Genomic DNA, 23,137 nt, shown 5'->3' with positions numbered 1-23,137 from the left:
CGCCCAACGCGAAGGGGCAAAAAACCCCGTTCCAAACTCCCGCGCCCAGCAAAGCCGTTGTTGCGCAACAGGCCCTCGTGGGGAGGGGGTGGGGGTGGGGGGCTGTGAGCCCAATACGCCCCCGGAGCCGATCAATCCTTCCATCCGAAAAAACAAAAGCTTGCCGAATGGCTGAGGTTTTTCCCCCCCACCCCTACCCCCTCCCCACGAGGGGGAGGGGAGCGGAGAGGCTTGAGTGCCCCTGACGAGGGACGTGGCCTATCTTCGCAGTCGCAGGACTATCCCCGGAGCCTCAGCCCCACTTCATCTCGCCCTTCACCACCTTGGCGGAGAGTTCGAGGCTGAAGTCCTCGCCGGCGGTGGGGAAACGGGCCTTCATCGCCTTGATCAGCGCGGCGCTGTCGGCGGCCTTGGCGGCTTCTTCCTCGAAGGCGACCAAGTAGGCGCGGGTGTAGGCGATGGCGCTGGCGTCAAGCGCAGAGCCCGGCGCCATGTGGCCGGGGACAACGACCTTCGGCTTGCGTGCGGCCATCTCGTCAAGGGCGGCAATCCAGGCCTGGCGCTGTTCCGAGGTTGGCGTGTCGGCCATCCAGACATGGATGCCGGAGAAGACCAGCACACCGCCAAAGACAGCTTCCAGCGAGGGCACCCAGAGATAGCGCCGGTTGGCGAGGTTGCCTGCCGGAACGATCTCGATGGTCTCGCCGTCGAGCGTCAGTCGGGTTTCGGACGAGACAGCGGGGATGACCACGTCAGCCAGAACCTGCGGGCCGTTGTCCTTGAGCTGCGGGCCCCAGACGGCGAGCTTCTTTTCGACGTTGCCGTTGATCGCCGCGACCGTGGCAGCGTCAGCAATGACGCGTGCGTCCGGGAAGGCGGCCTTCACCGGGCCGAGGCTGAAGTAATAGTCCGGGTCGCTCTGGCTGACATAAATGGTGGTGAGCGTCTTGCCGGTGGCCTTGATGGCCTCGGCGAGGGCGCGGCCATCGGACAGGGTGAAGCCACCGTCGATGAGGATGGCTTCGCTCTTGCCTTCGATCAGGACAGGGGCGCGGAGAAAGCCGGATTCATCAGCCTGGAAGTGGGTCCACTTCAGCCCGCTGGCTGCGGCGAGGACATCAAGCGGCAGGGTGAAGGCGGCCATGGCGGCGGTGCCGGTGAGAAGGGTCTTGAGGGTCTGGCGACGTGTGAACATGGCTGTGTCCTTGGACTTTCAGAGGATCAGGCGGCCTTGAGCCGGGTGACGAGGGTCTCGGGATTGGCGTAAAGGGCGGCGGAAGGCACGAGGCTGCGGCTGCCATCCGGATTTTCGAGGACGAGTGTCGGAACACCATTGGCGTGGACGGAGCGCAGCAGGGCTGAGGCCCTGGCCGTGCGGTTTCGGGTCAGGTCAATGAGGGCGGAATCAGGTGTTGTGACTTGGGCGGCTGCATCCTCCAGGCCAAGCTGGCTGAGGGTCTCGGCCAGGACTGTGAGGTCGGCGATGTCGCGGCCGTCGACGTAACGGGCGATCTGGATCGCCTTGAGGGCGGCCAACTCGTCGGCGACGCCGCTGTCCCGTGCGGCCGTGAGGGCAAGGGTGGCCGGCCCGCTGTCGAACATCTGCACCCGGTTGGCCAGTACATTGCGGCGGTAGAGGTTAGAGAAGACCTGGCCGGTGAGGCGGGCGATGCGCTGGTCGTTGGCCCAGGCATAGGCGGCAAAGCCGTCGTCCATGGGGCGGGCGCCGGCGCCGGAAAACAGGCCGGTTGGCATCAGGTCCAAGGTGACATCTGCAGCACTGGCAAGCGCAGCCATGGCTGGGGCCGCGCCGTAGCACCAGCCGCAGAGCGGATCGAAGAGATAGGTCAGGCGCAGGGACTGGGGCATCGGCAACTCGTGTGGTGAATGCAGCGTCTATCCGCCTTTTTTTGCCGAGCGGCATGTGCGGGCAAAACGACACTCTCATCTTGCCGCCATTTACGGAAGATCAACAAATCAGACAGATTGTATGCTGGAAACATACAAACGGATCCAGGATGCGCGCGCACATGAACCTCAACCGGCTGGCCTATTTCGCAGCCGTGCTGGACACGGGATCCTTCACACAGGCTGCAGAGCGGCTGGGCGTGACCAAGGCCGTGGTCAGCCAGCAGGTGGCCAAGCTTGAGGAGGAACTGGGGGCAAGTCTGATCGTGCGCTCGACCCGAAGGCTGCAACCAACCGAGGCCGGGCGGGCCTTCCACGCGCGCTGTATCCTGATCCTCAAGGAGGCGGAGGACGCCTTCGACCTGGTGGCGGAAGCGACCGGGGCGCCGTCCGGCACGTTGCGCCTGACAGCGCCCTATGACTATGGCACGGCCAAGGTGGTGCCGGCTGTTGCGCGGTTTGCCGGGCGCTATCCGGCCTGCGATGTGGATGTGACTTTCACGGACAAGCGGCTGGATCTGATGGCCGGGGACCTGGACCTTGCCATTCATGCCGGCTGGCTGCAGGACAGCTCGCTGCAGGTCCGGCGCATCGGCGAATTCCGTCAGGTGCTGGTGGCGCCGGCAGCCCTTGCCGAAAGTTGCTCGGATCTCAAGGAGCCAGCGGATCTGGCGGGCTTGCCGTTTGTCGCCAATCTTGCCTTGCGCGAGCCCTTGACCTGGCGCTTCAGCCGAGATGCCATCTCCCGGGAGACTGTGCAATTCTCTGCAAGGCTGCGGTTTGACACGACAACGGCGGTGTATCACGCGGTGAAGCTCGGCGCCGGGCTTTCAGTGCTGCCCGATTATCTGGTTGCGCCTGACCTTGCTGCCGGGCATTTGCGCGAGATCCTGCCCGGCTGGGTGTTGCCCGTCGGTGGCATTCACGCCGTCTTCCCGCCGGCCCGCTATCGCCCGCCGAAGGTGGCGGCCTTTGTCGAGATCCTGCGCGAGCTTGAGCAGGGTATAGGTTCAAACTAGAATACTAACATACTAGATTGGCGCGATGGAGCCTGCTAAGCATTGGCAAGGCGGCCGGGACAAGCCGCGAGGGAGGAAGCTATGCGGCAGACCTGGCGCTGGTTCGGTCCAAAGGACCTGGTCAGCATCGACGACATGATGCAGGCGGGCGTCCAGGGCGTGGTCTCGGCGCTGCACCATGTGCCGACCGGCGCGGTCTGGAGCGCCGACGAGATTGCACGGCGGCGGCAGGAGGTGGCGGTGCGGGGCGATGGCCAGCCTTCAGGCCTGCGCTGGGAGGTAGTCGAAAGCCTGCCGGTCTCGGAAGAGATCAAGAAGCGGACGGGAAACTGGCGCGCCCATATCGCGGCCTACAAGACCAGCCTGCGCCATCTCGCCGCCGCCGGCATCGAGGTAATCTGCTACAATTTCATGCCGGTGCTGGACTGGACCCGAACGGATCTGGCGTGGCGGGTTGCGCATGGCGGCACCTGCATGCGGTTTGATCTCTATGACTTTGCCGCCTTCGACATCCATATCCTGCAACGTCCAGGTGCTGCTGAAGACCATGCTGGTCCCGTAGCGGAAGAGGCCTTGCGTCGGTTCGTGGCCATGAGCGAGGCCCGCAAGCAGGAACTGGCGGCCAATGTCGCCTTCGGTCTGCCGGGAGCTGCCGAGCAGTTGTCGCTGGCGGATGTGCGCGCGCATCTTGCTGAATATGGCGACATCGACGCGGACCGATTGCGGCGGCATTTCATTGCCTTTCTTGAGGAGGTGATCCCGGTCGCGGAACAACTTGGTATCCGCATGTGCTGCCATCCCGACGACCCTCCCGTCCCGTTGCTCGGCCTGCCGCGCATCGTTTCGACCGAGGCTGACTACCGGCTGCTGCTTGAGGCTGTGGACAGCCCGGCGAACGGCGTGACGTTGTGCACGGGCTCGCTCGGCGCACGGGCGGACAATGACCTTCCCGGCATGATGCAGCGTCTGGGGCCGCGTGTGCATTTCCTGCATCTGCGCAATGTCCGGCGGGAAGAGCCCAGCCTGTTCGGTTCGTTCCACGAGGCCGAGCATCTGGGCGGGAACACCGACATGGTGGCGGTGCTGGCCGAAGTGGTAAAGGAGGAGGCGCGGCGCAAAGCGGAAGGGCGCAGTGACTGGTCGATCCCGTTCCGTCCGGACCATGGCCAGGACATCCTCGATGATCTGACACGGCGGGCGCAGCCGGGCTATCCGGCCATTGGCCGGTTGAAAGGTCTGGCGGAGCTGCGCGGCATCGCGACCGCCTTGACCCATCCGGAGTTCGGCCTTCTCGCCCGCGCGTAACTGGGAATGCGGCGTCGCACTTGAACAATTGCGGCCAGGGAGCTACCTGCGGCATCGCACTCGGGTTCCGCCATCAGGGCACGGAACGTGACCTTCGGGGCGGTGAGCAATGGATGAACTGGCCGGTCTTGCCGGAATGTTTCTGGCAGCCTTTCTGGCCGCAACGCTTCTGCCGGCCCAGTCCGAAGGGGTCCTGGCGGCGCTGGTGGTTGCAGGTGGCTGGCCGCTGTGGTTGCTGGTCTTCGTTGCCACCACGGGCAACGTGCTGGGCTCGGTGGTCAACTGGCTGCTGGGACGCGGGCTTGCAAGCTTCCGGCACAAGCGCTGGTTCCCGGTGTCGGACAAATCACTGGCGCGGGCGGAGGGCTGGTATCGCCGCTATGGCCGCTGGAGCCTGCTGTTTGCCTGGCTGCCCGTGGTTGGGGACCCTCTGACCGTCGTTGCAGGCACCTTGCGCGAGCCGCTCGGGATTTTCCTCGTGCTCGTCACCATCGGCAAGGCAGGCCGCTATGTGCTGGTTGCGTTGGTTGCGGCAGGCGTGGCGTGATTTGAAGCGGCCAAGGCGTCAGGGTTCTTGGTTGTCGCCGGGTGATAGCTGCCGACGAAATAGAGCGGGCGCTGCTTTGTCTCGTTGAAGATGCGGCCGACATATTCGCCGAGGATGCCGAGCGAGATCAGTTGTACGCCGCTGAGGAACAAGAGGCCCACCATGAGCGAGGCATAGCCGGGCACGTCGATGCCATGCAGCAGCACATCCGTCATCAGGATGAGGCCATAGATGATGGCGATGATGGAGACGAGAAGCCCCGCGATGGAAGCGAGCCGCAGCGGCACGGTGCTGAAGGCGGTCAGACCGTTGAGGGCCAGGCTCGCGAGCCGGCGGTAACACCAGCCGCTTGCCCCTGCCACCCGTTCGGCCGGCTCATAGGGGATTTGTTTCTGGCGGAAGCCAACCCAGAAATACAGACCCTTCATGAAACGCGCCCGCTCGGGCAGGGACTTGAGCGCGTCCAGTGCGGCCCGGTCCAGCAGGCAGAAGTCGCCGGCACCGCGCGGCAGATCGATGTCCGAGAGCTGTGCCAGCAGCTTGTAGAAGAGCTTGGCTCCGGCGCGCTTGGCCAGACCCTCGGAGGGGCGGATGGTCTGGGTGGCATGAATGATCTGGAAGCCGTCGTTCCAGGCGGCGACAAGTTCGATGATCTTTTCCGGCGGATGCTGCAGGTCTGCATCGATCAGGATTGCCGCCTTCCCCCGGGCATGGTCGATGCCGGCGGTGATGGCGATTTCCTTGCCGAAATTGCGCGAGAGCGCGAGAATGCCGATGCGCGGGTCGGCCGTTGCAAGACCGGCAGCAACTTCCAATGTCCTGTCCCGGCTGCCGTCATCCACCAGCAGGATCTCGAAGCTGCGGCCAAGGCCTTCCAGCACCGGGACGAGCCGGGCCATCAGCGGCACAAGATTGGCCGCTTCATTGAAGCAGGGAATGACCACTGAAAGTTCAGGGGCGTTCTCGCTCATTTTCCTGGTTCCTGGTCGTGCAGCGCTGCAGGCCGGTTGATTTTGATTTTTTCGGAGTGTTTCTGTTGTGGCCTACGTAGACGAATAGGATGGGTTTTTCAAACCGTGACGCCTGGCAAAAAAAGAATGGTTCTCAGCGCCGATGATTATGGGCTCACACCTGGCATCAGCGTGGGGATCCGGCAACTCCTGGTGCAGGGGCGTCTGACGGCAACGGCGGCCATGACCTTAAGCCCCTTTTGGGCGGAAGAAGGGCGGCGGCTGCTGGATGAGGCGGATCGGGTTGATGCTGATATCGGGCTTCATCTCACACTCACCGATCACGCGCCCCTGACACGGATGCGGAGGCTTGCCGGGAGCGGGCGTCTGCCAGGTAACGGGCCGTTGATCCTGATGTCCTTGCGCGGGCAGCTCAAGGACGATGCCATCCGGCAGGAGCTGGCCGGGGAGATCGCTGCGCAGATTGATGCCTTTGAGGTTGTCATGGGGCGGGTGCCGGATTTCATAGACGGGCATCATCACTGTCACCAGTTGCCTGTGATCCGCGATCTTGTGATGGAGGCGTTCGCAGCCAGACTGGCACCTGCCGGCAGCTATCTGCGCCTCTGCCAGGAGCCGCTACCGGCCATCCTGCGGCGGCGCAGCGCGGTGCTGCGGGCCGCCATTATCAGCGCGCTGGGCCAGGGGTTTGCCCGAAAGGTCATCAAGGCCGGGTTGAAGGCGAATGACAGTTTTCGCGGCGTGCGGGATTTTACGCCGCGCGAAGACACAGACGATCTGTTTCGCCGCTTCTTCCAGGGGGCTGGAGACAGGCCGCTGGTCATGTGCCACCCGGGCTATGTCGACGACCATCTGATCGGGCTCGATCCGCTGACGGACCTGCGCGAGGCCGAACTTCAGTATCTCGCCAGCGACGCGTTTAGCATGATGCTGGCAGAGAACGATGTGTCTCTGGTCCGGTTCAACGGTCTGGCTGCGGGCTAGTCAGGGCGCAATGCGCGCGCTGCCGCGCGATTTTACGCGGGGTAGATGCGCGCATAGGCAGCAAGGATGAAGCGCTCGGCCTGATGCAGGTAGTCCTCGAGCCGTGCCGCGGCGGCAGTGGCTTCGCCCTGTTCGAGCTGGGTCAGGATGGCGACATTCTGCTCGATATAGGGACCATGCAGATATTCCGGATCGCGCAGCAGGCCGAAGACCAGGCGCAGTTCCAGCGAGATCTGGGCATAGAAGGCAGAGAGGCGCGGGCTGTCGGCCAGCTCGACGATAGCAGCATGAAAGGCGATGTCGGCGCTGCCGACGTTGAGCCATTCGCCAGCCTCGCGGTGGCGGAGCGCGGCTTCCACCGCAGCGCGCATGCGGGAGACGCTGGGATGCAGCGGGTGGGCGCGAGCCAGCGCAGGGCATTCGATGTGGCGGCGGACGCGGTAGATGTCGATGATGGTCGACATGCTGGGCGTGATGACGAACACGCCCTTGTTCGCCTCATGCCGCAGCAGACCTTCCTTGGTGAGCAGGCGAAACACTTCGCGCAAGGTGTTGCGCGAGACCTGCAGGTCTTCGCTGAGCGTCACCTCGGAGAGGTGGCTGCCGGGCGTCAGCTCGCCGGAAATCACCCGGTTCCGGATCCGCATTGCAATCATTTCGGCGAGCGTCTGACCAGTTTCCGACGCTGGTGCAGCGCTCGTCGCGGACCCAAGAACTTTCAATCATCACTCCTCGACAAGGACGGCAGGCGGGGCAGGGAGCCGCCCGATTCCGTCCCAGGACACTAGGGCGGAGGGCAGTCACCTTCAAGCGGGGAGCTGTTGCGCCGCACGCCATGCCAACATTGCACTGCACAATAAAGTTGCTCTTCCGCTGCTGCAAGAGACACTTAGTGTCAGCGTTGTAGGTCAAGGCGACAAGATTGTTCAACAGTCTGGACAGGATTGTCTGTCTTTGATACGCCTATCTCCAATCAAGAGGGGTGGCACAAGCCATGAAGTCAGTTTACCAGCGGGGCGGCGTTCGCCCTGACAGGAACGCCATGACCGGTCTGCCCGCGAACCTGTGGGACAAGGCCTGATGCAGGCGGTCGATCTCAACAGCGATCTTGGAGAAAGCTTCGGCGCCTGGGTGATGGGCGACGATGCCGCGATGCTGGACCTTGTCAGCAGCGCCAATGTCGCCTGCGGGTTCCATGCCGGCGATCCGGCCGGCATGCTGAAGACGCTTCAGGCGGCCCGCGCGCGCGGCGTCAGCGTCGGCGCGCATGTGGGCTACCGTGATCTTGCCGGCTTCGGACGCCGGGCTATGGATCCTTCCAGCGAGGAACTCTACGGCGATGTGATCTACCAGATCGGCGCGCTGCAAGGCCTTGCCGCAGCGGTGGGCACACGGGTCTCCTACGTCAAGCCGCATGGCGCGCTCTACAACACCATTGCCTTTGACGCCCGGCAGGCGGCAGACGTGATCGCTGCCATCCTGGCGGTCGATCCGCGATTGCCCCTTGTGGCGCTGGCCGGATCTCCGCTGGTTGCGCAGGCGGAGAAGGCCGGGTTGACGGTGATCGCCGAAGCGTTTGCGGACCGCGCCTATACCGCCGACGGACGCCTTGTGTCGCGGCGCGAGCCCGGCGCCGTGCTGCATGACCCGGTGCTGGTTGCGGGCCGCATGGTGCGCCTTGTCCGTGACGGGGTTGTCGAAGCCATTGACGGGCAGATGGCCCGGGTCGAGGCGCAGTCCATCTGCGTGCATGGTGACAGCCCGGATGCGGTGGCCATGGCGCGGCAGGTGCGGCGGGCGCTGGAAGCCGAAGGCATCGCGATCCGGTCCTTCGCCGGCCCTGAAACCGCAGGGCAGGGCTGAGATGTCGTTGCTGCCCGTCCTTCCCACCGAGCCTGCCGCGGCCAGCCTGCGCTTCCTGCCGATGCGGGACGGCGCGCTGATGATCGAGCTGGCGGATCTTGCCGAAACGCTGGCGCTGTTCGACGGGCTGCAGGCGGCAAACCTGCCGGGCATCATCGAGATCATCCCGGCCGCGCGGACACTTCTGCTGCGCTTTGATCCGAGCCTGCTGCGTGCATCCGACATCGAGCGCGAAGCCTGTGCCCGTGCCGGACAGGGACGGAAGAGCCATGCCGGGGTGCTGGTCGAGATCTCTGTTCTCTATGACGGCGAGGATCTGGCGGAGGTGGCCGACCTGATCGGGATTAGTCCCGAGGAGGTGATCCACCGCCACACGCAGGCTGAGTACACCGTCGCCTTCACCGGCTTTGCCCCCGGTTTTGCCTATCTGAGCGCGGGCGATGCCGGGCTCAATGTGCCGCGCCGCACGTCGCCGCGCACGCTGGTTCCGGCGGGCGCTGTCGGGCTGGCGGGCGAGTTCAGCGGCATCTACCCCAAGGCAAGCCCTGGCGGCTGGCAGCTGATCGGGCGCACGCCGCTGGCGATGTTTGATCTGGCGCGGGAGCCGGCCGCTCTGCTGACCCCCGGCGCGCGGGTCAAGTTCCGCGACATGGCCAAGGAGCCCGGTGCGTCGTTTGTCGTGCCGGCGGCTGCAAGGGAGCGTGTCCGTAGCGTGCAGGAACTGCGGCAGGCCACTCTTGAGGTGCTGTCCACCGGCCTGCCGGTGCTGGTGCAGGATCTTGGCCGTCCGGGGCTCGCAGGGCAGGGTATCAGCCAGTCCGGGGCCGCAGACCGGGGCAGCCTGAAAGCAGCCAACCGGCTGGTCGGCAACCGGCCGGACGCCCCCGCGCTGGAACTTGCGCCAACCGAGTTCCGGTTCAAGGCTTTGAAGCGCGCTGTCATTGCACTGACCGGCGCAGCCGAACGGATCGAGATTGTGCCGGAAAACGGCGCGAAACGGGTCTTTGAGGCGAACCGTCCCGTGGCTCTGGAGCGCGGCGATGTTGTGCGCATTTCGGCGCCTCAGCGCGGCATGCGCTCCTATCTCGCCCTCCGTGGCGGGCTGGATGTTCCGCTGGTGCTGGGCAGCGCGGCGAGCGACACGCTGGCGCAGCTTGGGCCGGAGCCGGTCGTTGCCGGCGTCCGGCTCTGTGCCGGTCCTCTCCCACGCGAAGCGGTGGCCGATGCGCCGTATCTGCCTGCAACGGTGTTGCCCGCGGCGGGCGAGGTCGTGGCGCTTGAGGTGGTTCTGGGTCCGCGCACGGACTGGTTCACAGACGCCGCGCTGGCCGATTTTCTCGGGCAGGACTGGGAAGTCACCGCACTGGCGAGCCGCGTCGGACTGCGACTGGCCGGGCCGGAGTTGACGCGCGCGACCGGCGGCGAGCTGCCGAGCGAAGGCACGTTGCGTGGAGCGATCCAGGTGCCGGCCAATGGTCAGCCGGTGCTGTTCCTGGCCGATCATCCGCTGACGGGCGGCTATCCGGTCATCGCCAATGTGGTGAGCCACCATCTCGACCTCGCCGGACAGATCCCGCCCGGCGCCCGGATCCGCTTCGCCGCCGCGCGGACTTTCAAAGACATCAAACCCTGTTCAGGTGCGCCCACATGAAAAAGGTTCTGATCGCCAATCGCGGCGAGATCGCAGTCCGCGTGATCCGGGCCTGCCGGGACTATGGCCTGGTGTCCGTTGCCGTCTACGCCGATGCGGATGCCGGAGCGCTGTTCACCGGGCTGGCCGACGAGGCGCTGGCACTCAATGGGGCGAGCCCGAAGGAAAGCTATCTCGACATCGGCAAGCTGATCGAGGCGGCTCGCCGCTCGGGTGCCGATGCGGTGCATCCGGGCTATGGCTTCCTGTCGGAGCGGGCGGAGTTTGCCCGCGCGGTGATCGACGCAGGGCTGACCTGGATCGGGCCGGACCCGGAGGTGATCGAGGCGCTGGGCGACAAGCTCGAAGCGAGGCGCATTGCCCGCAAGGTCGGGGCGCCGCTGGTCAAGGGCAGCGACGGCCCGATTGGCTCGGCTGCCGAGGCGCTGGCCTTTGCGCGGGAGTTCGGCCTGCCGATGGCCATCAAGGCCGCGCATGGCGGCGGCGGACGCGGCCTGAAGATTGCCCGCAGCCTGGACGAGGTGGAGGAGCTGTTCGACAGCGCCACCCGTGAGGCGCTGGCCGCCTTTGGCCGGGGCGAGTGCTACGTGGAGCAGTTCCTTGACCGGCCGCGTCACATCGAGGCGCAGGTTCTGGCCGACCGGCACGGCAATGTGGTCGTGGTCGGTACGCGCGATTGCTCGCTGCAGCGGCGCAACCAGAAACTCGTCGAGGAAGCTCCGGCCCCGTTCCTGAGCGATGCGCAGCGCGCGGCCATCCATGCCGCTGCGCGCGACATCTGCCGCGCCGCTGGCTACACCGGGGCGGGCACGGTGGAGTTCCTGCTCAGCGCTGATGGGCTGATCTCGTTCCTGGAGGTGAATACGCGCCTGCAGGTGGAGCATCCGGTGACGGAAGAGACCACAGGGATCGACCTGGTGGTGGAGCAGTTCCGCATCGCCGAGGGCCTGCCGCTGGGCATCACGGACACGCCGGAGCCGCGCGGTCACGCGATTGAGTTCCGCATCAATATGGAAGACCCGGGCCGGGGCTTCCTGCCGGCGTCGGGTGAAATCACGGCGATGACGGTGCCTGCCGGTCCGGGCATCCGCTTTGACAGCGGTATTGCAGCCGGCTCGGTGATCCCGCCGATGTTTGATTCCTTAAGTTCAAAGCTCATCGTCTGGGGTGTGACGCGCGAGCAGGCAATTGCCCGTGCGCGCCGTGCGCTCGGCGAGTTCCGCATCGAGGGTGTTCCGAGCGTGCTGCCGTTCCACAGGGCGGTGCTGCAGGAGGCTGACTTCTGCGGTCCGTTCAAGGTGCATACGCGCTGGATCGAGACCGAGTTCGCCGGGTCCCTGGATGCGGCCGCACGGCCCGAGGCGACCGGTGAGGTAAGCCTGTTGCGCGGCAAGATCGAGATCGGCGGGCAGCTTGTCGAGATCGGCATTCCGCAAAGCCTGTTGCGGCTGCTGGGGACCGGGACGGCTGTGCCGGAAGCGCAGGACGCGACCCCAATTGATGCGGCTGTCGTGGCCGCGCCTTTGCCGGGAACGCTGGCGCACTGGGCGGTTGCCGACGGCGATGTCGTCCGTGCGGGCGATGTCATCGCGATGATGGATGCGATGAAGATGGAAACGGCCGTGACGGCGCACAGGGACGGACGGCTCAGCCGGATCGCCGAAGCCGGCAGCGTGGTGACCGCCGGGGCTGCACTGGCCCGGATTGAACCGGCGGGCATGGCCCAGACAAACAACAACCGGCAGGAACCGGCGGAGACGCAGGCATGAGCACCATGACGCCCCCCGAGACGACGTACCCTGAGATGACGCCCGCTCAGGCGTCCAACCCGCTGCTCACCGTTGACGGGCTCAGCGTCAGCTTCGGCGGCAACCGGGTGATCGAGGATCTGTCCTTCTCCGTCCAGCCGGGCAAGACGCTGGCCATCGTGGGCGAGTCCGGGTCCGGCAAGTCGGTGACATCTCTGTCGATCATGCGGCTCGCCGACATGATGGGCGCGCGCTTTGACGCGGGCCGGATCCTGTTCGGCGCGCGCAACCTGCTCACTGAGACCCAGAAGGACATGCGCGCGATCCGTGGCAAGGACATTGCCATGATCTTCCAGGAGCCGATGACCTCGCTCAATCCGGTCTACACCATCGGCGACCAGATCTGCGAAACGCTGATGCTGCACGAAAAGATGGGCAAGGCGGCGGCGCTGGCAGAGGCCATCCGGCTGCTCGGCATGGTACGCCTGCCGGACGCGGCCGAACTGGTGAAGCGCTATCCGCACCAGCTCTCCGGCGGCATGCGCCAGCGCGTGATGATCGCCATGGCCCTGGCCTGCCGGCCCAAGGTGCTGATCGCCGACGAGCCGACGACGGCGCTGGATGTGACGATCCAGGCCCAGATCCTCAACATCATGCGCGAGTTGCAGAAAGAACTCGGCATGGCGCTGATCTTCATCACCCACGACATGGGCGTGGTCGCCGAGATGGCGGACGACGTGGTGGTGATGTGGAAAGGCCGGAAGGTCGAGGAAGGCAAGGTCACCGACATTTTTGCAAGCCCGCAGCACCCTTACACCCGCGCGCTGCTGTCCGCCGTGCCGAAGCTGGGTTCAATGGCGGGCGAGGACTATCCCAAACGCCTGCCGCTGACGGTGCTGGAAGATGGCGAGCCAAAGACCGTGGGCGAAGAGCGGGTGCAGAACACCGCCCGAACCGATGGCGCGCCGCTGTTGTCCGTGCGCGACCTGTTCGTGCGCTTTGACGTGCGCAAGACGATCCTTGGTAAAGTCACCCACCGCTGCAGCGCCGTGTCGAATGTCTCCTTCGACATCTATCCGGGCGAGACTCTGGCGCTGGTCGGCGAATCCGGCTCGGGCAAGTCAACCATCGGCCGGGCGGTGCAGCAGCTGCAGGCCACCCACTCCGGCGACATCAGCTTCAAGGGCAAAAGCCTTGCCGGCATGTCGGCGGCCGAACGCTTCGCGCTGCGCCAGAAAGTGCAATACATCTTCCAGGATCCGTTCGCCTCGCTGGATCCGCGCAAGACCGTCGGCTTCTCGATTGCCGAACCGATCACGACGCATGGGCTGATCAGCGGCCGCAAGGCGATCCAGCGGCGGGTGGATGAACTGCTTGAACGGGTGGGGCTCACCTCGGCTCATGCCAGCCGCTATCCGCATGAGTTTTCCGGTGGCCAGCGCCAGCGCGTCTGCATTGCCCGGGCGCTCGCGTCCGACCCGGAACTGATCATCGCCGATGAGGCCCTGTCGGCGCTGGATGTGTCGATCCAGGCGCAGGTGATCAACCTGTTCATGGACCTGCAGGCCGAACGCGGGCTGGCCTATCTCTTCATCAGCCATGACATGGCGGTGGTCGAGAAGATGAGCCACCGCGTCGCCGTGCTCTACCTCGGCCAGATCATGGAAATGGGCAGCCGCCGCCAGGTGTTCGAGACGCCGGCGCATGACTACACCCGCCGCCTCCTGTCCGCCGTGCCGGTTGCCGACCCGACCCGCGTCCGCACAACCGCGATGCTGGACGGCGAGATCCCGAGTTCAACCCGGCGCGTGGGAGACGAGCCGGCCCTCCTCGTCCGCGAGGAAATCCATCCAGGCCATCTTGTCGCCAAGAGCGCCTGAACCCTGCGAAATCCGCAGTCATCAGCAGAGGAATGGGAACATGAAAACAAAGAAGTGGGGAATGAGCGCCGCCCTTGTAGCGCTTGCCATGTCCAGTGTCTCTTTCGTAGCCCAACCGGCCCTGGCCGCCGGCAAGCTGACCGTGTCCTCGCCGCAGGATCCGGGCAGCTGGGATCCGATCGACACGTTCCTGGTGGCCTGGGCCGCCGTTTCCACCAACATCTTCGACGGCCTGACCTATCGCGGCCCGGACCTGAAGCTGGTGCCGGGGCTCGCCGAGAGCTGGGAAGAGCTGGACGAGGGCAAGCGCATCCGCTTCAAGCTTCGCCAGAACGTTGCCTTCCACAACGGCGAGCCGTTCAACGCGGAAGCCGTCAAGTTCACCTTTGAGCGCCTTTTGGGCGAACAGGGTGCCAAGGGCCCGCAGCGGTCGAACTACACCGCCATTGAAAGCGTCGAGATCGTTGACGACTACACCGTCGACCTGAAGCTCAACAAGCCGGATCCGGTGCTTTTGACCAAGCTTGCCGGCTATGGCGCGATGATCGTGCCGCCGAAATACATCGCTGAAAAGGGTGAGGATCACTTCAACGCCAATCCGGTCGGCACCGGGGCGTTCAAGTTCGTCTCCTATGCGCCGAAGGTCGACATCAAGCTGGCCGCAAATCCGGATTACTGGGGCGGCGCGCCGAAGATCGATGAACTGGAGTATCGCTTCATCGCCGAGCCGGCAACGGCAGTGGCTGAACTGCAGTTCGGCCGCGTCGACATCGTCATCCCGCCCACCATTCCGATCGGCATGGTCGACACGATCAAGTCGGACGCCAACCTTGAAATCATGAGCGTTCCCGGCCCGACGGTCGACGCGCTGCGCTTCAACACCCGCGACGGCATCACCGCTGACGCGCGCGTGCGCAAGGCGATCATCATGGCCGTCGACCGCTCGGCCATCGTGCAGTCGATCCTGGCCGGTCACGCCTCGGAAATTGCCAGCTTCCAGGGCGCGCTGTCCTTTGGTCATGACCCTGAGTTGAAGCCGCTGCCGTTTGATCCGGCGGCAGCCAAGGCGCTGCTGGCGGAAGCTGGCGTCAAGCCAGGCGCGGCACTGCAGATCGATGTGCGCGGCAATGACGCGACCATGAACGAAGTGGCCCAGGCCATCTCCTTCTACCTGCAGGCCGTTGGCCTCAACGCCACCGTCAAGCCCTATGAAACCAGCGTGCTGATCAACGATATCATCCCGCAGGGCAAGACCGGCGCCATGTTCCAGCAGAAGTGGGGCGGCTGGACCTTCGATTACGACAACACCGCCTACGCCATGTATCACACCGGCGAAAAGTGGAACCCGTATGAGAAGGACGCCGAACTGGACGCTCTGCTGGAGTCCCAGCGTCCGCTGACCGACCGCGACGCGCGTGAGAAGATCCTGCGCGAGATCGCCAATTATGTGGCGGACAAGGCGCTGGAATTGCCGCTTTACAACACCAAGGCGATCTACGGCGTCAACAAGCGCGTGAAGGGCTTCGTTCCGGCTCCCGACACCCGCATCAAACTGAACGAAGTCAGCGTCGACTGACCGGCATAAAAAGACCCCGCCCGGCACGGCCAGGCGGGGTTGTGACTTGCTGACACGACCAGAACGCCTGCGTGACACGACGGATCATGCGTTTGCGCCTTTCCCCCATGAGGGGGAGAGCTCTCGCAGATGTAGTCAGACGGTTGTCGAGGCCTTTCCGCTCCCCTCCCCCTCGTGGGGAGGGGTGGGGGGCACAGCGGCCGTTTGATCGCAAAATGCGTGAAACACGCCCAGTCAGGCACGTGGGTTACCTGGAATGAAGTCTGTCCCCCCACCCCCAACCCCTCCCCACGAGGGGGAGGGGGGCGGAGAGGCTCCGACAAGGTTAAAATTTCTGGGCACGGTCGTTCTTGTCGAACAAGTGCCAGACTTCATATGCGAAAGCCCTGCCCCTCAAGGGGGAGAGAGCGCTGCGAAACCGGGCATCGGTCAGGGGCTAATCCCCGGTTGGTCTTGGTGTGTCATGAGTTTCAGACCTCGCCTGTGTGACCGGGCGGGGGCGCTGCACCAGAAGGAGAAGAACGTGGCCGGTTTCCTCATAAAGCGCGTGTTGCAGGCGCTGTTTGTCGTCATAGCGGTCACGCTGGTCGTTGCCTTTGCCATTCGTCTGACCGGTGATCCGGCGCTGATGATGTTTCAGGGCGGCGGCAGCATGACGGAAGAGGACCTGATGCGCATCCGCGCCGAGCTCGGTACGGATCAGCCCTTCGTGGTGCAATATCTGAGTTTCATGCAAGGTCTGGTGACCTTCGACCTTGGCAAGAGCTTTGTTGGCGGAACGCCGGTCGCCCGGCTGATCGGCGACGCGCTGCCGGCGACCCTGATGCTGGCCTTCGTGTCGATGGCGGTCTCCATTGCCCTGTCGATCCCGCTCGGCATCAAGGCAGCCACGTCGCGCGGCAAGCTGGCGGATCAGCTGATCCGGGCTTTCTCGCTGATCGGCCTGTCGTTCCCGAATTTCTGGCTCGCCACCATGCTGGTGCTGCTGTTTGCCATCACCTTCAACCTTTTGCCGCCCAGCGGCATGTCGGGACCGGAGAGCTTCATCATGCCCGCCGTGACCATGGGCGTGATCCTGACCGCGACCAACGTGCGCCTGGTGCGCACGGCGATGCTGGAAACGCTGCAGGCGCAATATGTCATGGTTGCCCGCGCCAAGGGGCTGAGCGAGAGCAAGGTTCTCTACAAGCACGCCCTGCGCAACTGTGCCATTCCGCTGATCACCTATTTCGGCCTGCAGTTCGGCGGCCTGCTCGGCGGCATCGTCGTCATCGAGCGGGTGTTCAACTGGCCCGGCATGGGCACGCTCGCCTTCGAGGCGGTCGGCGCGCGCGACTATCCGGTGCTGCAGGCCGTGATCACCGTGCTGTCGCTGATGATCGTCGGCATCAATCTTCTCGTCGATATCGCCTATGGCCTTGTCGATCCGCGCATCCGGACGGAGTGACGCTCATGGCCGCAAAAACCTCACGCCCCTCGCAGTTTGCCAACATCGAGTTCATTCTTGGCGCTTTCCTGACAACCGTCATCTGCCTCGCGGTGCTGTTCTCGGACGTGCTGTTCCCGGGCGGGGCCGACAAGATCGACCTGATGGCCCGGCTGACCAAGCCCTTTGTCAGTGCAGCGCATCCGCTTGGCACCGACCCGCTCGGCCGCGACGTGCTGGCCCGTGTGGTGGCCGGTGGCAAGATCTCGCTGCTGGTCGGCTTTACGTCGGTGATCGGCGCGGTCGTCTTCGGCGTGCTGATGGGGCTGATCGCCGGCTACTACCGTGGCTTCTGGGACATGGTGGTGATGCGCTTTGCTGACCTGCAGCTGGCCATGCCCTTCATCCTGCTCGCCATCACCTTCATTGCCATTGTCGGCGGCAGCCTGATGAACACCATCATCCTGCTGATCGTCTCGCAGTGGGTGCAATATGCCCGCCTTGTGCGCGGCTCGGTGCTGACCCTGCGCGAGCGGGAGTTCATCCTCTCCGCCCGTGCCATCGGCGTGAAAGATTGGCGCATCATCCTGCAGCACCTGCTGCCGAACCTGATCGGCCCGGTGATCGTGCTGATGACGCTGAATGTCGCCAACAACATCCTTCTGGAAAGCAGCCTGACTTTCCTCGGCCTCGGCGTCGATCCGACCATCCCGAGCTGGGGCGGCATGCTGGCCGACGGGCGGACCTACCTGCAGACCGCCTGGTGGGTGAGCGTGTTCCCCGGTGTTGCCATCCTCTTGACGGTGCTGGGTCTCAACCTTCTCGGCGACTGGCTGCGCGACAGCCTCGACCCGACCGGACGAACCTCGAGGTAATCCGATGACCGTGCTTGTCGACCGCAGCTTTGCCCGCACGCTGGACCAGATCGCCGGTCTTGCCCGCCCTGGCGAGACGCTGGAGGTGTGGAGCTTCGATGACCGCCGCAGCCGCGAGGACTGCGAAGCGCTGCTGAAGCAGAAGGGCATCACCGCCCGCATCCGCAGTGCCTACAAGCCGCTGGTGCATGCCTTTCTGGAAGAAATCGATCTCGCCGATGTCACGGCAATCGAGCTGCACTATCCGGTGCATCCGGCCGCGCCCGACAACCGGTTCCGCCTGGAAGCCTATCCGCTGGCCGCGATGACCGGCGACATTCCGCTGCGGTTCGTACCGAAATCCGGCGCGGGCCTGCAGTATGATGTGGTGCTGACGCGGGCGGACGGGACACGTGAGACCCTGGCCGTGCTTGCCCCGAACCGGCCGCACACGGACGCGGCCGGCGAGACGAGCCTGTCGCCGACCGGCTGGATCCGGCGATCCGGCGAGGGAGAGGGGGAGCGGATCGAGACGGACTTCGAGCAGTTGTTCGAGACGGCGATCGCCACCGTGAAGTCCGCCCCCTGGGGCACGCAGGAGCCCTATTTCGAGGAACTGCATATTGCGGCTTCGATCCCGGCGAAAGATGCGCCGATGGCTGTCGGCGACGAGGTGATCAGCCTGGCTGAAGCCCTGCATGAGGACCTGTATTTCTCGCTGCTGGAGGTCTTCCAGAAGCGCTCGGGGCGTCCGCTTGGCGACCGGGGGCTGAAGCCGGGGCAGATCGTTCCGGCTGTGACGGGCGGTGCGGCGCGGTCCTCCCTGCGGATTGAACTCAAGGCCCTGTCGACCGGCCATATGGACGACCCACGCCAGGATCTGGACCGGGCGGAGACGCCTCTGGCCGTTGCGCAGGTGACCGAAGAACTGGCAGGCCATGGCGGTGTTGCATTCGAGGCAAGCACCCGGTCAGGCCGAACGGTGCGTGCGACCTATGTCGCGGGAACGGCAGCGCCGGTGATGATCAGCGCCGGGCAGCATGCCAACGAGACGACTGGCGTCGTCGGTGCGCTGCGGGCCGCACGGCGGCTGGCGAGACGGGAAGGCGCGCATTTCAGCCTGTCGCCGCTGGAAAACCCGGACGGCTATGCGCTGCACCAGCGGCTGCGCCTCGGCAATCCGCGTCACATGCACCACGCCGCGCGCTATACGGCGCTGGGCGACGACCTGGAATACCGCACGCGCGAGAACTCGGGGCCGAACCTCCTTGAAAAGGAAATCCGCCTCAAGGCGGAAGCGCTGAGCGGGGCGGGACTGCATGTGAACCTGCACGGCTATCCGTCGCACGAGTGGACCCGGCCTTTGTCCGGCTATGTGCCGCGCAATTTCGCCATGTGGACCTTGCCGAAAGGGTTTTTCCTCATCCTGCGCCATCTGCCCGGTTGGGAAGCGGCGTCCGAGGCCTTGCTCGACAAGGTGACGCGCCATCTGGCGGCGATCCCGGGGCTGGTTGGCGAGAACAGCCGGCAGATTGCGCTGTACGAGGCGCATGCCGGGGAAACCGGCTTCCGCATGATCAACGGCTTTCCGTGCCTGTGCTCGCTGGATGACCGGCACACGGTGCCGGTGACCCTGATCACCGAGTACCCCGACGAGACCATCTACGGCCCAGCCTTCCGCACCGGCCACACGGCGCAGATGGAAACGGTGCTCGCCGCCTATGATGCCTGGCAGGAGATCGTCACCGGACTTGGCGTGGGGTGAAAGGCGTCTGCGGGACGGGGTCGGCTCGCAGGAAATCATCCGCGCAGGTTACCGGCTTCAGAGCGCGTGCGATGACTTGCGTCCGATGTCGGGGCTTGGACCATCGGCGGGTGAGTGCTAAGCACGGGCACAGGTTCGGCAGTCGGTTCGGACGGGTAGGAGAGGCTCCCCTTGCGCAAGGCACTGGTTACCGGGTCGGCCGGATTCATCGGCTATTTTCTGTGCAAGCGGCTGATTGCGGACGGGTTCGAGGTGATTGGCCTCGATGCCATGACCGATTACTATGACGTGCGGCTGAAGGAACGGCGGCACCAGATGCTGCTGCAGAGCCCGAATTTCCGCGCCCTCAACGAGCGGGTCGAGACGCCGGGCTATCTGGTGGATCTCCTCGCCCGCGAGAAGCCGGATGTGGTGATCCACCTGGCGGCGCAGGCGGGCGTGCGCTATTCGATCGAGGCGCCACGCTCCTATCTCGACAGCAACATTGCCGGCACGTTCGAGCTGCTGGAAGCGGCAAGGGCGACCCCGCCGCAGCACCTCTTGATCGCCTCGACCTCGTCGGCCTATGGCGCAAACACGACGATGCCCTATGTCGAGACGGCCAAGGCCGACCACCAGATGTCCTTCTACGCAGCAACGAAGAAGGCCTGCGAGGGGATGAGCCATTCCTATGCCCATCTCTATGGCCTGCCGACGACGCTGTTCCGCTTCTTCACGGTCTATGGCCCCTGGGGCCGGCCGGATATGGCGCTGTTCAAGTTCACCAAGGCGATCCTCGCCGGCGAGCCGATCGACGTCTACAATCACGGCGACATGCGCCGTGACTTCACCTATGTCGAGGATCTGGTCCTGGGCATAAGGCTCCTGATCGACGCGGTGCCGCAGCGCCCCCTGGACGGCGAGGGCGTGCCGGAGGGCGACAGCCTGTCGCCGGTCGCGCCCTGGCGTATCGTCAACATCGGCAATTCGGCGCCGGTGCAGCTCACCGACTACATCGCCGCCATCGAGGCCGCCACGGGCCGCACGGCGATCCGCAACCTGTTGCCGATGCAGCCGGGCGATGTTCCCGCCACCTGGGCCGACACCAGCCTCCTCGAACACCTCACCGGCTTCAGCCCGGCGACGACGGTTGAGGAGGGTGTGGCGCGGTTCGTGGAGTGGTATCGGGGGTATTATGGGGGGTGAGTGAAGCAGCAGGACTGGCGCTCTGCCGGCCGGCTGTGGCTTGTTTTGTATGTCGGTGAGAAATGGCAGCTCTTGCCGATGACCAGAGTGCGCACAGGATCTGGTTCTGTTTTGATTGCGGCAAGGCTTCCGCAGTCTTCCGCCTATGTTGCCAATTTCAAAGCAAACGATTGTACGCAGCACAACCCTGACCAGTTCCGACGATCACCCCTTTCGACAAGCGCGCCACAAGGCGTGAAATCTGCCAAGGCTCTAATCGCTGCTGGATGACAGTCCAGTAGCAGGTCAGCAGGAGCAGGCAAGATGACCGGAACAACAGAATGAATTGCGTGGGTTTAATTTTTAGAGCGGGCATTGGCATCGGGACCGAACTCCTGATGCGGACCTTCGCCTAGGTCTGAAAACCTGACCAAAGGGCTTCCAATGAGCTGATTTAACAATGCTCCAAATGAGACCATGCCTAAATGTAATATGTTTCAATATATAAAATGATCTATTCATATGCTTTGACATATTAATTTCTTCAAATTCATTGACAATAATATGTCTCGGCGTATAATTTCGGAGAATTATATGCGAGAATATATGATGACAGAGAATTTGGAGATCATAGAGGAAATCAAGAATGCCCGCAAAGCCAAGGGCCTAAGCCAAACCAGCTTTGGCGAGCTTATTGGCGTGCCGCAAAGCCATATCTCTAAAATCGAAAAGGGCGGCGTAGATATCAAGCTCTCCAGCTTGATCCAGATTGCTCGCGCACTTGATTTGGAAGTCAAGTTGGTGCCCAAAAGGGCTCTTCCTGCCGTCGAAAGTGTCGTCGCTGGGATTCCGCGAGATCGTACCGCTCCCGCTTTGAGTAATATCCTCAATGCTCAAAAGGCTCTCGATCACCTCCGAAACGTTGCTGACGTGCCCGCCAATTCCATCAAAGTGTTTGAGCAAATTGATCGCGCTCTAAAAGGGCTACAAGCCGTCAACTATGACGCGGACGCTTATGTTCGACTAGAGAAAGCTATATCTCCCATTTTGCAAATAAATATTCCATCCCAACAGTTCAGATTTGACGGAGATTTCAACGAAAATTCTTCAGAGACAGAAAATTTGATCAGAAAGCTGGACCGCGTTGGCAAAAATTTACGAGAACTCCGCAATAGTCTTGTTCATCGTCATGAACAGGCTGACCTTCTAGAGCGTCCAGCTTATTCGTTGGAGGATGACGATGACTGATATATCCTCACTCAACATCCTTCTTCACGGCAGAAAAATCGGCACACTCAACCTGCTGCCGGGTGACCGTTCGATCTTTTCATTCGATGAAGCCTATATCGCCGACAAAAGCCGCGACACGCTGAGCTTGTCTTTCAAGAACCCCCTTGGCGAACTGCTGACGAGGTTCGCCTCGACGGGGCCAAGCCTGCTGCCGTTCTTTTCAAACCTGTTACCGGAAGGCACACTGCGGGACTATCTGGCACAGCAAGCCGGTGTGAAGCCTGCCAGAGAGCTTTATCTCCTATGGGCACTAGGCCAGGACTTGCCTGGTGCGGTCACCGTGTTGCCTGACGACGGGGAGGGGCTGCCAGATGATGGCGACGAGACAACTCCCGAGGAGAAAGAAGCGCGCAAAGAACAAGCCCTTCGCTTCTCTCTTGCTGGTGTTCAACTGAAATTTTCTGCTTTGCGCAAAGCAGGCAAGAATGGTGGCTTGACGATACCCGCTAAAGGGATCGGCGGGGAGTGGATCGTAAAGCTTCCGGCAGACAGGTTCGAAGGCGTTCCCGAGAACGAATTTTCGTTCATGACCATCGCAAAGCAGATCGGGATTGATGTGCCTGAGATCGAACTGATTGATCTCAAGAGTATTGGCGGTCTTCCGGATGGGCTTGGAAGATTACGGGGCGAGAAAGCCTTCGCTATCAAACGCTTCGACCGAAGTGACGATGGCCCTGTGCATATCGAAGATTTTGCGCAGGTTTTCGGGCGCTACCCGTCTCAGAAATACGATCAAGCAAGCTACAGAAATATCGCATTGGTGTTGGGGATTGAAACCACTCAAGGTGATATCGCAGAATATATCCGGCGTTTGGTGTATTCGACGCTTATCGGCAATGACGACATGCACCTGAAAAACTGGTCGCTGATCTATTATGACCGGAAGACACCGAGCATCGCACCGGCCTACGATCTGCTTGCAACGATCCCGTATCTGCCAAGCAAAACAGCGGCCTTGAAATATGCCACCACGAACGTGATGGCCGAGCTCACGCTGAAAGAGCTTGCCGTATTGGCATCAAAGGCCAAGCTGCCAGAAAAGCTTGTCATGGACACAGCCAAAGAAACAGTTGCTGCCTTTCAGGAGGTCTGGGCAAAAGAGAAAACGAACCTGGCTTTGAGCGAAGATGTGATCACGGCCGTCGATGCCCATCTTGCGACGTTGACCCTGCCTATGGAGTGCTGA

At 63.4% G+C, this 23,137-nt stretch carries 19 protein-coding genes; 15 read left to right on the top strand and 4 right to left on the bottom strand.

Annotation, left to right across the window (positions count from 1 at the left end):
* Nucleotides 1-292: 292 nt before the first annotated feature.
* Both ACTIFE_RS09355 and ACTIFE_RS09350 read right to left on the bottom strand, forming a co-directional pair.
* The gene (locus ACTIFE_RS09355) at nucleotides 293-1,195 is read right to left on the bottom strand and encodes an MBL fold metallo-hydrolase (protein ID WP_439528879.1); all 903 of its coding nucleotides are present in this window, start codon (nucleotides 1,193-1,195) and stop codon (nucleotides 293-295) included.
* A 26-nt stretch (nucleotides 1,196-1,221) separates the two neighbouring features.
* Nucleotides 1,222-1,869 (bottom strand): DsbA family protein, encoded by a 648-nt coding sequence (locus ACTIFE_RS09350; protein ID WP_439528878.1) that lies wholly within the window; start codon nucleotides 1,867-1,869, stop codon nucleotides 1,222-1,224.
* Between the two features lie 149 nt (nucleotides 1,870-2,018).
* Between ACTIFE_RS09350 and ACTIFE_RS09345 the strand changes: the two genes are divergently transcribed.
* From ACTIFE_RS09345 to ACTIFE_RS09335, 3 genes are all read left to right on the top strand, one after another.
* Complete coding sequence (locus tag ACTIFE_RS09345; RefSeq protein ID WP_439528877.1) at nucleotides 2,019-2,927, top strand: LysR family transcriptional regulator; 909 nt, start codon at nucleotides 2,019-2,021, stop codon at nucleotides 2,925-2,927.
* 81 nt (nucleotides 2,928-3,008) lie between these two features.
* Entirely contained in the window at nucleotides 3,009-4,232 is a 1,224-nt protein-coding gene (uxuA, locus tag ACTIFE_RS09340) for a mannonate dehydratase (protein ID WP_439528876.1), read from the top strand.
* 109 nt (nucleotides 4,233-4,341) lie between these two features.
* Nucleotides 4,342-4,779 carry a YqaA family protein gene (locus ACTIFE_RS09335; protein WP_439528875.1) on the top strand — a complete coding sequence of 146 codons (438 nt, stop codon included), beginning with the start codon at nucleotides 4,342-4,344 and terminating at the stop codon, nucleotides 4,777-4,779.
* On the opposite strand, the gene ACTIFE_RS09330 is transcribed toward ACTIFE_RS09335, so the two are convergent.
* On the bottom strand, nucleotides 4,740-5,750 hold the full coding sequence (locus ACTIFE_RS09330; protein WP_439528874.1) for a glycosyltransferase family 2 protein: 1,011 nt from the start codon (nucleotides 5,748-5,750) through the stop codon (nucleotides 4,740-4,742). The genes ACTIFE_RS09335 and ACTIFE_RS09330 overlap by 40 nt on opposite strands.
* Before the next feature lie 36 nt (nucleotides 5,751-5,786).
* Between ACTIFE_RS09330 and ACTIFE_RS09325 the strand changes: the two genes are divergently transcribed.
* Nucleotides 5,787-6,734, top strand: a complete 948-nt coding sequence (locus ACTIFE_RS09325) for a ChbG/HpnK family deacetylase (protein ID WP_439528873.1) — start codon at nucleotides 5,787-5,789, stop codon at nucleotides 6,732-6,734.
* A gap of 32 nt (nucleotides 6,735-6,766) precedes the next feature.
* On the opposite strand, the gene ACTIFE_RS09320 is transcribed toward ACTIFE_RS09325, so the two are convergent.
* Nucleotides 6,767-7,390 carry a GntR family transcriptional regulator gene (locus ACTIFE_RS09320; RefSeq protein WP_439528884.1) on the bottom strand — a complete coding sequence of 208 codons (624 nt, stop codon included), beginning with the start codon at nucleotides 7,388-7,390 and terminating at the stop codon, nucleotides 6,767-6,769.
* A gap of 424 nt (nucleotides 7,391-7,814) precedes the next feature.
* Here ACTIFE_RS09320 and ACTIFE_RS09315 point away from each other — a divergent pair, with 424 nt between their 5' ends.
* From ACTIFE_RS09315 to ACTIFE_RS09265, 11 genes are all read left to right on the top strand, one after another.
* Entirely contained in the window at nucleotides 7,815-8,597 is a 783-nt protein-coding gene (locus tag ACTIFE_RS09315; protein ID WP_439528872.1) for a LamB/YcsF family protein, read from the top strand.
* Nucleotide 8,598: 1 nt separating this feature from the next.
* Nucleotides 8,599-10,248, top strand: coding sequence for a 5-oxoprolinase subunit PxpB (pxpB, locus tag ACTIFE_RS09310; RefSeq protein WP_439528871.1), 1,650 nt, complete (start codon nucleotides 8,599-8,601; stop codon nucleotides 10,246-10,248).
* A complete protein-coding gene (locus ACTIFE_RS09305; RefSeq protein ID WP_439528870.1) occupies nucleotides 10,245-12,017 on the top strand; it encodes an acetyl/propionyl/methylcrotonyl-CoA carboxylase subunit alpha in 1,773 nt (590 codons plus the stop codon). The genes pxpB and ACTIFE_RS09305 overlap by 4 nt, the downstream gene beginning before the upstream one ends.
* 5 nt (nucleotides 12,018-12,022) lie before the next feature.
* On the top strand, nucleotides 12,023-13,876 hold the full coding sequence (locus tag ACTIFE_RS09300) for an ABC transporter ATP-binding protein (protein WP_439528883.1): 1,854 nt from the start codon (nucleotides 12,023-12,025) through the stop codon (nucleotides 13,874-13,876).
* A 40-nt stretch (nucleotides 13,877-13,916) separates the two neighbouring features.
* Nucleotides 13,917-15,452 carry an ABC transporter substrate-binding protein gene (locus ACTIFE_RS09295; protein WP_439528869.1) on the top strand — a complete coding sequence of 512 codons (1,536 nt, stop codon included), beginning with the start codon at nucleotides 13,917-13,919 and terminating at the stop codon, nucleotides 15,450-15,452.
* A gap of 523 nt (nucleotides 15,453-15,975) precedes the next feature.
* Complete coding sequence (locus ACTIFE_RS09290) at nucleotides 15,976-16,899, top strand: ABC transporter permease (RefSeq protein WP_439528882.1); 924 nt, start codon at nucleotides 15,976-15,978, stop codon at nucleotides 16,897-16,899.
* A gap of 5 nt (nucleotides 16,900-16,904) precedes the next feature.
* On the top strand, nucleotides 16,905-17,753 hold the full coding sequence (locus ACTIFE_RS09285) for an ABC transporter permease (RefSeq protein ID WP_439528868.1): 849 nt from the start codon (nucleotides 16,905-16,907) through the stop codon (nucleotides 17,751-17,753).
* 4 nt (nucleotides 17,754-17,757) lie between these two features.
* A complete protein-coding gene (locus ACTIFE_RS09280) occupies nucleotides 17,758-19,497 on the top strand; it encodes a peptidase M14 (RefSeq protein WP_439528867.1) in 1,740 nt (579 codons plus the stop codon).
* 171 nt (nucleotides 19,498-19,668) lie between these two features.
* Nucleotides 19,669-20,682, top strand: coding sequence for an NAD-dependent epimerase/dehydratase family protein (locus ACTIFE_RS09275; protein WP_439528866.1), 1,014 nt, complete (start codon nucleotides 19,669-19,671; stop codon nucleotides 20,680-20,682).
* A 573-nt stretch (nucleotides 20,683-21,255) separates the two neighbouring features.
* Nucleotides 21,256-21,909, top strand: coding sequence for a helix-turn-helix domain-containing protein (locus ACTIFE_RS09270; RefSeq protein ID WP_439528865.1), 654 nt, complete (start codon nucleotides 21,256-21,258; stop codon nucleotides 21,907-21,909).
* Entirely contained in the window at nucleotides 21,902-23,137 is a 1,236-nt protein-coding gene (locus ACTIFE_RS09265) for a type II toxin-antitoxin system HipA family toxin (protein ID WP_439528864.1), read from the top strand. Before ACTIFE_RS09270 ends, ACTIFE_RS09265 begins: the two co-directional genes overlap by 8 nt.

Source organism: Pannonibacter sp., from assembly GCF_051860505.1.
GTDB lineage: Bacteria > Pseudomonadota > Alphaproteobacteria > Rhizobiales > Stappiaceae > Pannonibacter.
Note: the sequence above shows the minus strand (reverse complement) of the source record. Positions and strands in the feature narration are given on the sequence as shown.